The organism is Lacinutrix algicola (assembly GCF_001418085.1).
GTDB lineage: Bacteria > Bacteroidota > Bacteroidia > Flavobacteriales > Flavobacteriaceae > Lacinutrix > Lacinutrix algicola.
Window position 1 is genome coordinate 95,793 of sequence record NZ_LIQH01000021.1, and the last position, 14,762, is coordinate 110,554.

Annotated in this window: 13 protein-coding genes and 1 pseudogene; 5 read left to right on the forward strand and 9 right to left on the reverse strand. The window is 31.7% G+C overall.

Annotated features, from left to right (window positions below):
- Positions 1-95 precede the first annotated feature (95 nt).
- Complete coding sequence (locus tag ASC41_RS01890; protein ID WP_055434947.1) at positions 96-989, reverse strand: dihydrofolate reductase; 894 nt, start codon at positions 987-989, stop codon at positions 96-98.
- Between the two features lie 263 nt (positions 990-1,252).
- Here ASC41_RS01890 and ASC41_RS01895 point away from each other — a divergent pair, with 263 nt between their 5' ends.
- Complete coding sequence (locus ASC41_RS01895; protein WP_055434948.1) at positions 1,253-1,549, forward strand: isoamylase early set domain-containing protein; 297 nt, start codon at positions 1,253-1,255, stop codon at positions 1,547-1,549.
- A 58-nt stretch (positions 1,550-1,607) separates the two neighbouring features.
- Here ASC41_RS01895 and ASC41_RS01900 read toward each other — a convergent pair whose 3' ends face one another.
- The 6 genes from ASC41_RS01900 to ASC41_RS01925 form a co-directional block, all read right to left on the reverse strand.
- Complete coding sequence (locus ASC41_RS01900; protein ID WP_055434949.1) at positions 1,608-2,450, reverse strand: energy transducer TonB; 843 nt, start codon at positions 2,448-2,450, stop codon at positions 1,608-1,610.
- 3 nt (positions 2,451-2,453) lie between these two features.
- Positions 2,454-3,278 carry a thymidylate synthase gene (locus tag ASC41_RS01905; RefSeq protein WP_055434950.1) on the reverse strand — a complete coding sequence of 275 codons (825 nt, stop codon included), beginning with the start codon at positions 3,276-3,278 and terminating at the stop codon, positions 2,454-2,456.
- A gap of 229 nt (positions 3,279-3,507) precedes the next feature.
- Positions 3,508-5,238, reverse strand: a complete 1,731-nt coding sequence (locus tag ASC41_RS01910; RefSeq protein ID WP_420835919.1) for a NupC/NupG family nucleoside CNT transporter — start codon at positions 5,236-5,238, stop codon at positions 3,508-3,510.
- Between the two features lie 7 nt (positions 5,239-5,245).
- Complete coding sequence (locus ASC41_RS01915; RefSeq protein WP_055434952.1) at positions 5,246-5,860, reverse strand: bifunctional nuclease family protein; 615 nt, start codon at positions 5,858-5,860, stop codon at positions 5,246-5,248.
- Positions 5,861-5,951: 91 nt separating this feature from the next.
- Positions 5,952-6,914, reverse strand: a complete 963-nt coding sequence (locus tag ASC41_RS01920; protein ID WP_055435070.1) for an electron transfer flavoprotein subunit alpha/FixB family protein — start codon at positions 6,912-6,914, stop codon at positions 5,952-5,954.
- 84 nt (positions 6,915-6,998) lie between these two features.
- On the reverse strand, positions 6,999-7,745 hold the full coding sequence (locus ASC41_RS01925) for an electron transfer flavoprotein subunit beta/FixA family protein (protein WP_055434953.1): 747 nt from the start codon (positions 7,743-7,745) through the stop codon (positions 6,999-7,001).
- Positions 7,746-7,947: 202 nt separating this feature from the next.
- Between ASC41_RS01925 and ASC41_RS01930 the strand changes: the two genes are divergently transcribed.
- The 4 genes and pseudogenes from ASC41_RS01930 to ASC41_RS17075 all read left to right on the forward strand — a co-directional run.
- Positions 7,948-8,925 carry a pyruvate dehydrogenase complex E1 component subunit beta gene (locus tag ASC41_RS01930; RefSeq protein ID WP_055434954.1) on the forward strand — a complete coding sequence of 326 codons (978 nt, stop codon included), beginning with the start codon at positions 7,948-7,950 and terminating at the stop codon, positions 8,923-8,925.
- A gap of 165 nt (positions 8,926-9,090) precedes the next feature.
- Positions 9,091-11,592: a DUF5686 and carboxypeptidase-like regulatory domain-containing protein gene (locus tag ASC41_RS01935; protein WP_055435071.1), complete on the forward strand. Its 2,502-nt coding sequence runs from the start codon at positions 9,091-9,093 to the stop codon at positions 11,590-11,592.
- 94 nt (positions 11,593-11,686) lie between these two features.
- Complete coding sequence (locus ASC41_RS17070; RefSeq protein ID WP_241489616.1) at positions 11,687-11,854, forward strand: hypothetical protein; 168 nt, start codon at positions 11,687-11,689, stop codon at positions 11,852-11,854.
- Between the two features lie 15 nt (positions 11,855-11,869).
- Positions 11,870-12,292: pseudogene (locus tag ASC41_RS17075) on the forward strand (outer membrane beta-barrel protein); the annotation flags it as partial.
- A gap of 55 nt (positions 12,293-12,347) precedes the next feature.
- On the opposite strand, the gene ASC41_RS01945 reads toward ASC41_RS17075, so the two are convergent.
- Together ASC41_RS01945 and ASC41_RS01950 are read right to left on the reverse strand one after the other, a co-directional pair.
- On the reverse strand, positions 12,348-14,135 hold the full coding sequence (locus tag ASC41_RS01945) for a DUF6029 family protein (protein ID WP_055434955.1): 1,788 nt from the start codon (positions 14,133-14,135) through the stop codon (positions 12,348-12,350).
- Positions 14,136-14,160: 25 nt separating this feature from the next.
- A complete protein-coding gene (locus ASC41_RS01950; protein ID WP_055434956.1) occupies positions 14,161-14,640 on the reverse strand; it encodes a TlpA family protein disulfide reductase in 480 nt (159 codons plus the stop codon).
- Positions 14,641-14,762 lie beyond the last annotated feature (122 nt).

A 14,762-nucleotide genomic window follows, 5' to 3' on the forward strand; every position in this document is an offset into this window, starting at 1 on the left:
TAGCATTAGAAATAGGGGATACTTTTAACTGTGCAAAACTAAGCTTACAAAGAATGAGAAGGATAAATAATATACTTCTAAAAAATAATTTCGATTTATTTTCTCTCATAAGTCATAAACGAAAACGCATGGTTATGTTGCTCATCGTTATCATGTACTTTACTTGCTGTTTCTTTCCATTCTTCCATATTTATTTCTGGAAAAAAGGTATCTGCAGAAAACGTAGAATGTACTCTAGTTAATTCAATTTTAGTAGCAAAAGGCATGGCTTGCTTGTAAATTTCTCCACCTCCAATAATAAAAGGTTGAGTGTCACTGCGAGCAGCATCTATAGCATCTTCTATAGAGTTTACAACTAAAACGCCTTCGGGAACTTGATAGTTTTTTTGTCTAGAAATTACAATGTGGGTTCGGTTTGGTAACGGTTTTGGGAAACTTTCAAACGTTTTGCGGCCCATAATAATATGATGACCAGAAGTTAATGATTTAAAACGTTTAAGGTCATCGCGTAAGTGCCAGATAAGACCGTTGTCTTTTCCTATTTCGTTGTTCTCACCAGCAGCAACAATCATGGTTAAATTTTTAATAGATTTAATCGTGGTTGCTGTTTTCGTTTGCGCCTGAGGAGTAATTAAATTACTTTTTAACGATTCAATTTTATCTTGTTGTTTGGCTACTAGTTTTTCAATTTGTGCTTTTTCCCAGTCTTTACCCATAAACTTGTTAGTAATAAAAACATTAAAAGCATGATACAAAAAGAAGAATAACCAAGCGGAAATAGCAATTACAAACCAATCTAATCCAAGGATTTTAAAGTCTTTTCCAATGCCTAAAACTGTATTTGCTAGAATTAAAAAAACAGCACCTATTAAGAAGATTACAAAGTGTATATATAATCCTTTTTTCTGTTTGATTCTACGTTGTGCATTTTCAATTAAGGCTAATTGATCTAAGTCTATTTGTGGCTTTTGTTTCTTTTTTCCGAACATAGTTTCTATTAAAAATGTAAAGTTAAAGTATTAATACTAATTTTTGTTTTTTATTTAAAGCGAAAACTTTTTCTTCTGATTGTTAGTGTTTTATGTAAAAATATAAGCTATTAAATTACTAGAAAACGTATATTTTAATTATTGTATTCTAATAATATAACATTTCATTCTACTAATTTAATAATTCTTTATTAAATGTGTATTAAAGAGTTTGTTTCTAAAGTATAGTTATTTAATTTCATAAATCATAAAACATTAATAATATGGCTATTACAAAACAATTTTTAAAATCTAAACCAATATGTAAAGTAACATTTACTGTACCGGCAGCAGATGCTAACGAAGTTAAAGTTGTTGGTAACTTTAACGAATGGAATCCTAAAGCGACTATATTGAAAAAGTTGAAAAATGGAACCTTTAAAGGAACTGTTAATTTAGAAAAAGATAAATCTTATGAGTTTAGATACTTAGTAGACGGACAGTGGAAAAATGACGAGAAGCCCGATGCTTTTGCTTGGAATGATTATGCTGCAGATAAGAATAGTGTAATTAACTTATAGTTTAAACCACTATTTTAAACAAAAAAGAGCTTTCTAACGAAAGTTCTTTTTGTTTGATCTAGAAATAAATGGTCATTAAAACACTAATAGGAACTTCAACCGGTTTGCCATTTTTAAAGCCAGGAGCTTTTAGTTTAGGTAATCGTTTTGCAACTCTTATAGCTTCGGCAGCCATCACTTTATGATGTGCTTTGGCTGTTATATCTTTTATTTTACCCTTTTTGTCTATTATAAAATCAAGTTGAAATTTAGTAGATTTCTCAAGAGGAAAAAGCTTATCTGCCAATTCCATATTTACGCTCATTTTTATAAAATCCACTATTTTTTGTGTAGTGCATTCACGTTGACTATTAAGTCCTAAGCTTTCATCGCAACGTTTGTGAATAGGAAAAGAGTCTAGATCTTTTGCGCTATTTTCACTGCTAAGATTCGTTTTCTTTTTATTCTTAATGTTAAAGGTGATTGGTAGTGAAAAAGTAACTTTAACAGGTTTTCCTAGTTGCATTCCTGGTTGAGTAAAAGTTGGTATTAAATTAATAACACGTCTAGCCTCTTTTTCTATTTTAGGATGTGGTCCTCTAATTTTAATATTAGTAACGGTTCCATCGATGTCTATGGTAAATTGACTATAAATTTTAACTTTAAAATCTTGGAGACCTAATCCGTCACCAATATTAGCATTGAAATAGTTTAAAACATGCTTGTTTACGGCATCACTCATGCATTTTTTTAGAGCAGAGTTAGTTGATTTTTTATCACAGCCTTTATATATAGGAACATGTTCTATAACATTAAAATCTACTATGCCTTCTTCACGGTCTAAACTTTTAGAACTTATGTCTTGAGAAAATACAATGTGAGTAAGACTAATAAATAAAAGAATTAAAATACTATTTTTCATAAGCTATACTGCAACTTGACCTTTAATATGTGGATGCGGATTGTAATCTTCCAAAGTGAAATCTTCAAATCTAAAATCGAAAATATCAGTAATCTCAGGATTCAGTTTCATTTTAGGTAATGGTCTGCAATCACGGGATAACTGTAATTCTAGTTGTTCTTTATGGTTGTTATAAATATGAGCATCTCCAAAAGTATGGATAAACTCTCCAGCTTGGTATCCACAAACTTGTGCCATCATCATTGTGAATAAAGCATAAGATGCAATATTGAAAGGGACACCTAAAAAGATGTCTGCACTACGTTGGTATAATTGGCAAGATAATTTTCCATCTGCTACATAAAATTGAAAGAATGCGTGACATGGTGGTAAAGCGGCTTTTCCATTTGCAACATTCTCATCAAAAGATTTTGAAGTATCTGGTAAAACAGAAGGGTTCCATGCAGAAACTAACATTCTACGACTATTCGGATTGTTTTTTAGTGTCTCTATAACTTCTGTTATTTGATCGACTTCATCACTGTTCCAGTTACGCCATTGGTGACCATAAACAGGACCTAAATCACCATTTTTATCTGCCCAAGAATTCCAGATTTTAACACCGTTTTCGGTTAGGTAATCAATATTCGTATCACCTTTTAAAAACCATAATAGTTCGTAGATAATAGATTTTAGATGAAGTTTTTTAGTAGTAACCATCGGAAAGCCTTCACTTAAATCGAAACGTAATTGGTAACCAAAAACACTTTTTGTTCCTGTTCCTGTTCTATCTCCTTTTTCGTTTCCGTTTTCTAAAACGTGTTTTACTAGCTCGTGGTATTGTTTCATAGTGCACACATTCCTGCGAAGGCAGGAATCTCTTAATTAATAATATTGTCGTAATTTAAACAAAAATAACTAAAACAAATTTACTTAGAAGTGAGTTTATAACTTCATTTTAAGGATATAAAAATATGATTAATAAACAAGAAAGCTCTTAATATTTTATTAAGAGCCTTCTTGTTTATTATGTTTTGTTTCTCTTGCGTTAAAAGATTTCTACTTTTGCAGAAAGTTATTACCCAATTATCATTCCTGCAATAGTAGCCGAAATTAAAGAAGCAATAGTTCCGCCAATTAAGGCCTTCATTCCAAATTTAGATAACTGTTTACGTTGTCCAGGTGCTAATGATCCAATACCACCAATTTGAATACCTATTGATGCAAAATTTGCAAAACCACATAACATATATGTAGCCATTATTACAGATTTTTCATAAGTTAAATGTGTAGCATTAGCTACATTTTTAAGCTCTGCTAATTGTATATATCCTATAAATTCACTTGCTGCTAATTTGATACCTAAAAGTTGTCCCATTAAAGCCATATCTTCTCTAGCAACACCAATTAACCACATAAGTGGTGCAAAGATATATCCTAATAGAAATTCTAATGATAAACTATCGTATGGTGTGTTGGCTTCAATAACTTCGTTTAGAGAAGTAAATTCCCACTTAAGGTTTAACGCATCTATTGTTAAACCATTAAATCCTGCAATACCTCCCATAATTCCATTAACCATAGCAATAAAGGCTACAAAAACTAAAAGCATTGCACCAACATTTACCGCTAATCTTAATCCTTCTGTTGTTCCGTTTGCAATGGCTTCAAGAATATTAGAACCTATTTTTTCTTGAGAAACTTCTACATCTGTATTTACTTCTTCAGTTTGAGGAAATAATATTTTTGAAATAACAATAGCTCCCGGTGCAGCCATTACAGATGCAGCTAATAAATGCTTAGCATAAAAAAGTTGTAAAGCTTCATCTTCACCACCTAAAAACCCAATGTATGCAGCTAATACAGCACCAGCAACGGTTGCCATACCACCAATCATAACTAGGAGTATTTCAGACTTATTCATTTTCTCTAAATAAGCCTTAATTAAAAGCGGTGCTTCGGTTTGTCCTAAAAAAATGTTTCCTGCAACGCTTAAACTTTCTGCTCCAGAAATACCTAGTACTTTAGTTAGTAATAGTCCCATTAGTTTTACAACTTTTTGGATAATACCTAAGTAAAATAATACCGATGTTAAGGCAGAGAAAAATATAATAGTTGGTAATACTTGAAAGGCGAAAATAAACCCGAAAGAGGTAACGTCTAGCATGCCACCAAATAAGAATTCACTTCCTGCTTGTGTGTAGCTTAAAATTTCTATAAAACCTTTACCAATAAATTCGAAAACAGTTTTTACAAAACTTACTTTTAAAACACCTATGGCTATTATTAGTTGTAACGCTAAACCTAAACCAACAGTTTTCCAATTAATGCCTCTACGGTTACTACTAAATAGAAAGGCTACAAATATTAGAGTAACCATTCCTAAGACACCTCTCCATAAACTACTTAAAGAGAAACCTTGACTAGGAATAATTGAACCCATTTCTGGTTTTGTAGTATCTAGAACTGCAATGCTTTCCTCTGTAACCGTGGTTGGCGATGTGTAATTATAGGTAGTATTCTTGTTTTTAATTACTAAAGTAGAATCTGTAAGTTCTGTTATTTTATAATGTCTAATAGAATTAGAGGTATCATTATGATAAAACACCAGTAAATTGTTTTGATATATATAGTCACCATTTACAGATTGAATGGAATCTCCTGTAAAAGCAAATTCACCTTCATTAAATTCTAAACTTTTAAAATTACTTGTTGGAGATTGAGAAACCCATTTTTTTTCTAAGTCTTGTCCAAAAGTGGTAGTTATCCCAAAAAATATAGCTGCGACAGCTAGTATTAAATTTTTAATCATAAGGTTATCGTTTAGAAATTTCGTCACGAATTTTAGCAGCAGTTTCGTAGTCTTCATTTTCTACAGCTTCGCTAAGTAGGTTATTTAATTCTTCTAAAGAATGTGAGTTGTAATCGTCCGAATCGACAAATTCTAGTTCGTCATTAATAATATCTTCTATTAAAATATTGTCTTCATCCACTTCATTTTCATCTTTATTTGGGTCTACTTTTAAGTAGATACCGGCTTTTTCTAAGATGTTTTTGTAAGTAAATATTGGTGCTTTAAAACGTAGAGCTAATGCTATTGCATCGCTAGTTCTTGCATCAATTATTTCTTCAATTTTATCACGTTCGCAAATAAGGCTCGAATAAAAAACACCGTCTACAAGTTTGTGTATAATAACTTGTTTGACAACGATATCGAATCTGTCGGCAAAATTTTTAAATAAATCGTGAGTGAGTGGGCGTGGAGGACGAATTTCTTTTTCAAGAGCAATTGCAATAGATTGTGCCTCAAAAGCACCAATTACTATTGGCAATTTACGTTCGCCATCTACCTCATTTAATATTAAAGCGTATGCACCATTTTGTGTTTGGCTGTACGATATACCTTTTATTTTTAGTCTAACTAAACTCATAAATATTTTAATCAAAAAAAAGCGGTTAAATGTAAAATGGAATAGTACCAATTAGCATTAACCGCTTTTTACGAGCACAATTTATAAAAAATTAAGCGTTTGCCGCTTTAAATGCTTTTAATTTTTCGATAAGTGTAGGTATAACTTCAAAAGCGTCACCTACAACACCGTAATCTGCAGCCTTAAAGAAAGGTGCTTCAGGATCTGTATTAACAACAACTTTTACTTTACTTGCATTAATTCCTGCTAAATGTTGAATAGCTCCAGAGATACCAATTGCAATATATAAATTTGCAGCTACAGGTTTTCCTGTTTGTCCAACGTGTTCGCTGTGTGGTCTCCATCCTAAATCACTTACTGGTTTAGAACACGCAGTTGCAGCTCCAAGAACGTCTGCTAATTCTTCTATCATTCCCCAGTTTTCTGGTCCTTTTAAACCACGACCTGCAGAAACTACTATTTCTGCATCAGCAATAGTTACTGTATCTGTAGCTTTATCTACAGATTGAACTGTAACTCCTGCTTCTGGAAGTGTAGGAGAGAAGTCTTCAGATGATGCACTTGCGCTACTTTCAACTAATCCAAAAGAATTGTTAGAAAGACCAACTACTTTTACATCTGTATTTATTGTAGTAATATTAAAGGCTTTATTTGTAAAAGCTGTTCGTTTTACTGTAAAAGGAGCTGTACTTGAAGGTGCTTCCATAACATTAGAAGCATAACCAGCATTTAAACCTACTGCTAATAAAGGTGCTAAATATTTACTATCTGCACTTTGGCTAACTACAATTACTTTTGCATCTTCTTTTTCTGCTGCTTGTTTTAAAACTGCTGCATAAGATTTTGCGCTAAATTTTTCTAAAGTAGAGTTTGTAACGTTTAATACTTTATCTACTCCATAATTTCCTAACTCACTTGTATCTGCTGCATTAACTGTAACAGCTGTAACAGTAGTCCCTAATTGAGTAGCTACTGCTTTGGCATAAGAAGCAACCTCTAAGGCTGTTTTCTTAAATTTCCCATTTTCTGATTCTGTATATACTAAAACTGACATATATTTTGTTTTTTTTGTCATTCCTGCGCATGCAGGAACCTATTTTGATTTACTTGTGGATTCCTGCCTGCGCAGGAATGACAACTATATAACTTTAGCTTCGTTATGAAGTAAGTTTACTAACTCATCTAAGTTTCCTGCATCTACTAAAGTAACTGCGCCTTTAGGAGCTGGTTTTTCAAATTTAATAGAAGCTGTTTCTGGTTCAGCATTTGCTGCATCAACAACATTTAATGGCTTTTTACGTGCCATCATAATTCCTCTCATATTAGGAATACGTAAATCGCTTTCTTCAACTAATCCTTTTTGTCCTGCAATTACCAATGGTAAACTTGTAGCAACCGTTTCTTTTCCACCATCAATTTCTCTAGTAGCAGTAGCATTTGTACCTTCAACCTCTAAATTAATACAGTTGGTAACAAAATTTGCATTTGTTAATTCAGCTAACATTCCTGGAACCATTCCTCCATTATAATCAATAGATTCACGACCAGCAATTACTAAGTCGTAACCACCATCTTTTACCACTTTAGCTAATTCTTTAGCAACTTGAAAACCATCTTTAGCTTCTGTGTTAACTCTAATTGCAGAATCTGCACCAATAGCTAGAGCTTTACGTAAAGTAGGTTCAGTTTCTGCACCACCAACATTTACAACATCTACACTTGCACCTTGCTTTTCTTTAAACCACATTGCACGTGTTAAACCAAACTCATCGTTAGGGTTTATTACATATTGAACACCATTTGTGTCGAATTTTGAATCTCCATCAGTAAAATTAATTTTCGATGTAGTGTCAGGAACGTGACTTATACACACTAATATTTTCATATTTATTATAATTAAATTAAGACTATTTTGTTTGTGAAGCCCTCTACTCAATCGTTATCGTTAAATGCTTCAGTTTTTCAGGATACGAAGATAATTATTTTATTCTGAAAAAATACTATGCACGCATAATAAATTTTAAATAAAAACTGTATTATTAGTTTAGAGTTATCCTTATTTTTGTTTTTCAATTTTATAAAGTAATATGAAAACAATTCAATTTAGAGAAGCTATATGTGAGGCCATGAGTGAAGAAATGCGCAGAGATGAAAGCATTTACTTAATGGGAGAAGAGGTAGCAGAATATAATGGTGCTTACAAGGCATCTAAAGGTATGTTAGACGAATTTGGTGCAAAACGTGTTATCGATACTCCAATTGCAGAACTTGGTTTTGCTGGTATTGCTATTGGTTCTACCATGACTGGTAATAGACCAATTGTAGAATATATGACCTTTAATTTCTCTTTAGTTGGGATAGATCAAATTATAAACAATGCAGCAAAAATCAGACAAATGTCTGGTGGGCAACTTAAATGCCCAATTGTATTTAGAGGACCAACAGGATCTGCAGGACAATTAGGAGCAACACATTCACAAGCTTTCGAGAGTTGGTTCGCTAACACTCCCGGTTTAAAAGTTGTTGTGCCATCTAATCCATATGATGCAAAAGGATTATTAAAAGCTGCTATTCGTGATGACGATCCAGTAATTTTTATGGAAAGTGAGCAAATGTATGGTGATAAAGGAGAAGTGCCAGAAGGAGAGTACACAATCCCATTAGGTGTTGCCGATATTAAAAGAGAAGGTACAGATGTTACTATTGTTTCTTTTGGTAAAATTATAAAAGAAGCATACAAAGCAGCAGACGAATTAGCAAAAGAAGGTATCTCTTGCGAAATTATAGATTTACGTACAGTAAGACCTTTAGATAAAGAAGCGGTATTAAAATCTGTAAAGAAAACAAACCGTTTAGTTGTTTTAGAAGAGGCTTGGCCTTTTGGAAACGTTTCTACAGAATTAACATATATTGTACAGTCTGAAGCTTTCGATTATTTAGATGCTCCAGTTGTAAAAATAAATACTGCAGATACACCTGCACCTTATTCACCAGTATTATTAGCAGAATGGTTACCAGATTATACAGAGGTAATTAAGGCTGTTAAAAAAGTGATGTATAAATAGAAAAACAAAAAATAGTTTTATATCAAACTTCATTAGCACAATTGTTGATGAAGTTTGTTTGTTTATATTCTATACTTATAAAACATATGTTTCTATAATTCGTTCATATAGATGTGTTTGTAAGAATACTTGATGCTACTATTAAAAAATGATAAAAAGGAACACATGAAATTAAAATTTTTATTCTTGCTATTATGCTTTGTAAGTCTTACTGCTTTAGCGCAAACCAAAGTTAGTGGTCATGTTTATGATGATACTAATTCTCCTGTTCCTTATGTTAATATCTATTTTGAAGGCACAAGCATTGGTACAATTACAGACGAAAACGGAACCTATTATTTAGAAGATGATGATACACAGGAATCTATTGTGTATTCTTTTATAGGCTTCCAAACACAAACAGTAAAACTAACAAAAAAAGTTAATTATAAGTTTGATGTTACTTTGCAAGAAGATGCTGCAACGTTACAAGAGGTAGTACTTGTTTCTGGTAAGCAACCTAAAAAAAATAATCCTGCAATAGATATTTTACGTAAAATTTGGGCTAATAAAAGAAGTAACGGATTAAAACAATACAAGCAATACCAATACGATAAATACGAAAAAGTAGAGTTCGATTTAAATACAATTGATAGCGCGACCATAAAAAGTAAACTATTTCGTGGTATGGAGTTTGTTTTCGAGCAAGTAGATACTTCTAAAGTTACTGGTAAAACCTATTTACCAATGTTTATAAATGAGTCTTCAGCTGAAGTTTATGGAGATAATATTATAAATGAAAAGCGCGAGATTTTAAAAGGAAATAAAAATTCTGGATTTAGTAATAACCAAATTATTATTGATTTTGTAGACGATTTATATAGCGACTACGATGTGTACGATAATTATTTAAAGTTCTTCGATAAGAGTTTTACTAGTCCTATTTCTAGAACAGGAATACAAACTTATAACTATGTTTTAGCTGATAGTTCTTTTATAGATAATAAATGGTGTTATAATATTATTTACTATCCAAGACGTAAAAACGAATTGACCTTTAAAGGTGATTTTTGGGTGGCAGATACCACGTTTGCTATTAAAGATATTAATATGCAAGCTTCTAAAAGTGCAAATATTAATTGGGTAAAAGAAATTTATATAGAGCAAGAGTTTGATGTTTTAAATGATTCTACTTTCTTGATTAAACGAGATTACTTTATGTCTGATTTTGCTTTCAATAAAAAGGAAAAGTCACAAGGTATCTATGGTAAGCGTACAACGTTGTATGATAATTATAAGTTCGACGAAAAGAAAGAGCCTAAATTCTATAAAGAGAAAATTTATAGTTTTGATGAAGATTTGTACAATCAAGATGAAGCCTTTTGGGATAAAAACAGAATGGAGTCTTTAAGCAAAGATGAAAAAGGTGTTTATGTAATGCTTGATTCTTTAAAGAATACCAAAAAGTTTAAAAGACTTTATAATTTAGGAAGCATATTGGCTTCGGGCTACATTGAGTTCGATGAGTTAAACCTAGATTACGGACCAATTTTTTCAACTTTTGGGTATAATGAAGTCGAAGGTGTTAGATTAAGAGGAGGTGGTAGAACTTATTTTGGACAGAACGATTTATGGCGTTTAGAAGGTTTTTTAGCTTATGGGTTTAGAGATGATAAATTTAAATACGGTATTTCTGGAAAATGGTTAATGGATAAAAAAAGTCGATTGATTATTTCGGGAGGAAATAGAAGAGATGTAGAACAAATAGGAGCGAATTTAACAAGTTCTACTGATGTTCTAGGTAGAAGTTTAGCGTCATCATCTGTTGTAGGGACTGGAACTAACGATAAGCTAACCAATGTTAATTTAACTACTGTTGCAATAGAGGCAGAGCCACTTAGAAATTTCGTAACTCGCTTAAGCGGAACTTATAAAACATTAGAATCTGCTTCATCAACTTTTAGTTTAGACTATTATACCGACGCTACTCAAACGGAAACAAAGTCTGAAATTAAACAATATGAATCAGCTTTATCACTGTCTTATTTTCCAAAAAGAGAAATGACAGGATTTGGTGTAGAGCGAAGAAATAAAAATGATGACTTTGCTAGGCTTTTTGCGCAAGTTACAGTTGGGGATCCAAGTTTGTTTAATAGTGATTTCGATTATAAAAAATTACAATTCTCTTACTACCAGCCATGGGCTTTAGGTGGTTTTGGTCGTTTAACTACAAGTATAGAGGTTGGTAAAACGTATGGTGAAATACCGTTAGGATTAATGAGTGTTGTGCCTGGTAACCAAAGTTACTTTTCTATTTATAATACATTCTCTAATTTAGATTTTTACGAGTTTGTAACAGACGAGTATGCGACCTTGCATGTAGAGCATAATTTCAACGGACGATTATTTTCAAGAATTCCGTTTCTTAAAAAATACAACCTAAGAGCTATTGTTGGTTTTAGGGGTGTTATGGGAGATATATCTCAAAAAAACAGAGATATTAATGCATCTGGTTTAACGTATGTTGCTCCAAATAAAGAAGCGTATTATGAGTATAGTGTTGGTGTAGGTAATATTTTTAAAGTTTTTAGAATAGACTTTAATTTTAGAGGTAACTATCTAGATCCGGTACTTAATCCTGAAGCTAGAAAATTTGGTGTTACCGGTAGTTTCGGGTTTTATTTCTAAATTAAATAAACTAAAAGTATTTTTTTTTTTTGTACATATAAATTTAACTGTTGCCATTTGGTAGCAGTTTTTTTTTTAATCAAAAACGTAAAAAATGAAAAAACAAATAATTGTATTGATAGTGTTATTTATAGCCTGTCTAGAAGTAAATGCTCAAGAAAATGTAAAAGAGTCGATTACAGAAAGCAAGTCCAGTTTTGGGTTTAAAGGAGGTTATAATTTAGCTTCAGTAAAGTTTAATACAGACAGAGAAATAGGATAGCGACATGGTTTTAATGTTGGTTTTTACGGCGAGTCTTTTGTAAGCGAAGCTTTAGCTCTGCAAATAGAGTTTCAATATTCGCAACAAGGTTACGAGCTTAAAAATAATAATTCAACATTTATACAAAAAGTGAATTATATAAATAAGCCATTATCAATTAATTTGTATCCTACTAAAAATTTCTTTTTACAAGTAGGAGGACAAGCAGGTTTGGCTATCTCTCATAAAGAAGAGTTTGAGAGTAGTTTTAATTTTTTTGATGTTTCTCAAGAGTTTGATCTTAATAAATTCGATTGTAGGGTAAATGTAGGAGCTAGTTTTAAAACAGATTCCTGCGTTAGGTTATCTGTAAGATATCATTTTGGTTTAGGAGATATTTATGATGATGGAAAACCAAGAAATATAGTGTTGCAATTTACATTAGGTTTTGATTTATAGTAAGCATAAAAAAGGCTTCCGTTTGGAAGCCTTTTTTTTATATAAGTTTTAATTTTTAAAAAGAAGTGTTTATGTTTAATGTTAAACCTGTATTTTCAGGTACAAATCTACAAACACCACCAACGCAAAGTAATCCACCACGTTGTCTTCCATAGTTTAAAGCAACTCTAGTGGCTCCTTTTGTAAAACTACCTCCAACATTATAATAATGGTTTTGGTCTTCTTTAATCTCGTTGCCATAGTTGTAAATATCTGTAACGTAGAATGCTAATTTGCTGCTAGCAACAAATTCTAAAGTTGCTCCTGCCCAATTCTTTTTATCTTCTTTTGTCCATAAATGCTGCCCTTCTAGTCTAACCGATTTTCCGCTACCTAGTTTATGGGTAACATCTGCAATTACTATTTGAGATTTAATATCGCCATCTGTTCCTAGGTTACCTCCTAAAGCAACACCTTTATCAACAATAGTGTTGATGTAAGTAAAAATAGAAGACCAGTTTTTGTTTAGTTTTTTTCTAATTTCAAAATTTATATCTCTATTTAAGCGGTTCCCAAATTTTAAAAACTCAGCGTTATAGGTAGATTCCGTCTGGTTAAATTCGGCGTCTAGTAAAGCCCAATACGCAAAATTCATAGTAAATTTTGTTCCGTATTTACCACCTAACTTTGAACCTTTTTTAAAGTTATAAAAGACATCTAAAGAATTTCCTATTTCTCCAGCTTGACCACCAAAATTTTGTAAAAACAGTCCAGGTTGTGTATTGTAAATATAAATGTTTGCTAAAGAATAATCTTGCTGTTTAGTTAATGTGGGTAAGTAGTTTAAGTTCTGCATATTAAATTGGAATTCTGTTGAAGAAATATCCTTTGCATTACGTTCTGCAGTAAAAGTCATGTTTTCCATGCGTCTAAACGTATTGCTTATTCCTAATCCTCTTTTGCTAAAACCAGCAGTAAAAATAAGTGCATTACCATCAAAATATTTACCTTCAAGAATACCGTCTCCTGGTAGAGCAGGAGGAATAAAAGTAACATCTTCTCCTTTTAAAGCATATTCGGTATTTATGTAAAAATTTCCAAAATCAACATCTACTCTTGCTGAGTAAGAATTTATCATTTCAGGAAAATCTGTTATGTCAAATTCATTTTCTGGATCAAATTCATTAACAGGAGGTGTAAAATCTTCTTTTTTGCCAACATAACTTAGTCCTAAGCTTAATCGGTTTAATCCTTTAATTTCAAAAGCTTTTGTGAAATCAAAATTGGTGTCGAAACCAAAAATATCACTTTCAGATACATCAAAAGCAACACGTTGCTGTCCATATAATGCAGTAATGTCTAAAAAGTCTGTTGGTGTGTATTTTATACGTCCACCTCTTAATGCAGTATTTAAACCAAGCTGTCTTTCTTCAAAAGCACGAAGTAATAATCCGCTACCAAATTGTTCGTAAAAATAACCAGCAGTAATATCTAATTTTTTATTTCTAAAATTTGCATAATACGTTGCTATTCTAGTATCATTATATTCAGGGTAATAGTTAATAAGCGGAAGAGGTTCGTAGCTTTCTGCTTGAAGGCCAACGGTGAAATTTTCTAAAAAACTATAATCTAATCGTAAATAACTATTAACTCTAATGTGTTCATTTCTTAAATCAAATTCAGGAAGAGGATCTTCAAAATCACCTAAAACAGCATCGTTAGTGTACCATTGTCCATTGGTTTCTAAACTACCCGAAAGATTATCTAGAAATTGTTTAAATATAGTATTGTCTTTTGTGTCTGTTTCTTGTGAAAAACTAAGCATAGGTAGTATTAACACAATTAAAACTGTGATTTTTTTCATAATATAAATTGGTTGGTAGTTAGGTTTAAGAGTGTTTTTTTATTTCTTCAAAAAGAGAGTCTTCAGAGCCAGGAGTATAACCAGAGTGTCTGTAAACAATTTTCCCATTCTTTATTATTAATGTAAGTGGTACTGTTGCAGCTCCTAATTCTCTTTTTAGATCATTGTTAGTGTCTAATAGGATATCAAAATCCCAAGCTTTTCCATTAACTAGTGGTTTTACGCGACTAACCGTTCTAGAGTCGTCTATTGAAATAGCATAAACCTTTACATTGGTTTCATCTTGCCAATCTGTATAAAGTTCGTTAATAGCGTCTAATTCGTTTTTACATGGTACACACCAAGTTGCCCATAAAGAGACAACTATAAGGTCGTTTTGTTTGCTAATTTCTTGTAAAGAAGTAGTTGTGCCATCTAGTGTTTTAATTTCTGTTGTAGGTAGTGATTCTTGTGCAGAAAGTGTAAAGCTAATTGCAAATACTAATAAGCGGATAAAATGTTTCATTTGATGATTTGTTAATTTTTTTTATAAAATTAGTGTTTTTTTAAATGAAAGTTTAGAAAATTAAGTCATAAATTGTGAACTTCAATTTAAAAGTCTTAATAATTTGTCTTTTTAATAATAAC

What these genes read in the sequence shown, in the direction of transcription:
- ASC41_RS01890 (WP_055434947.1), bottom strand. Translation starts at nt 989, where the DNA reads ATGTTCGGAAAAAAGAAACAAAAGCCACAAATAGACTTAGATCAATTA.
- ASC41_RS01905 (WP_055434950.1), bottom strand. Translation starts at nt 3,278, where the DNA reads ATGAAACAATACCACGAGCTAGTAAAACACGTTTTAGAAAACGGAAAC.
- ASC41_RS17070 (WP_241489616.1), top strand. Translation starts at nt 11,687, where the DNA reads ATGAAAAAACAAATAATTGTATTGATAGTGTTATTTATAGCCTGTCTA.
- ASC41_RS01895 (WP_055434948.1), top strand. Translation starts at nt 1,253, where the DNA reads ATGGCTATTACAAAACAATTTTTAAAATCTAAACCAATATGTAAAGTA.
- ASC41_RS01900 (WP_055434949.1), bottom strand. Translation starts at nt 2,450, where the DNA reads ATGAAAAATAGTATTTTAATTCTTTTATTTATTAGTCTTACTCACATT.
- ASC41_RS01930 (WP_055434954.1), top strand. Translation starts at nt 7,948, where the DNA reads ATGAAAACAATTCAATTTAGAGAAGCTATATGTGAGGCCATGAGTGAA.
- ASC41_RS01935 (WP_055435071.1), top strand. Translation starts at nt 9,091, where the DNA reads ATGAAATTAAAATTTTTATTCTTGCTATTATGCTTTGTAAGTCTTACT.
- ASC41_RS01915 (WP_055434952.1), bottom strand. Translation starts at nt 5,860, where the DNA reads ATGAGTTTAGTTAGACTAAAAATAAAAGGTATATCGTACAGCCAAACA.
- ASC41_RS01945 (WP_055434955.1), bottom strand. Translation starts at nt 14,135, where the DNA reads ATGAAAAAAATCACAGTTTTAATTGTGTTAATACTACCTATGCTTAGT.
- ASC41_RS01950 (WP_055434956.1), bottom strand. Translation starts at nt 14,640, where the DNA reads ATGAAACATTTTATCCGCTTATTAGTATTTGCAATTAGCTTTACACTT.
- ASC41_RS01920 (WP_055435070.1), bottom strand. Translation starts at nt 6,914, where the DNA reads ATGTCAGTTTTAGTATATACAGAATCAGAAAATGGGAAATTTAAGAAA.
- ASC41_RS01925 (WP_055434953.1), bottom strand. Translation starts at nt 7,745, where the DNA reads ATGAAAATATTAGTGTGTATAAGTCACGTTCCTGACACTACATCGAAA.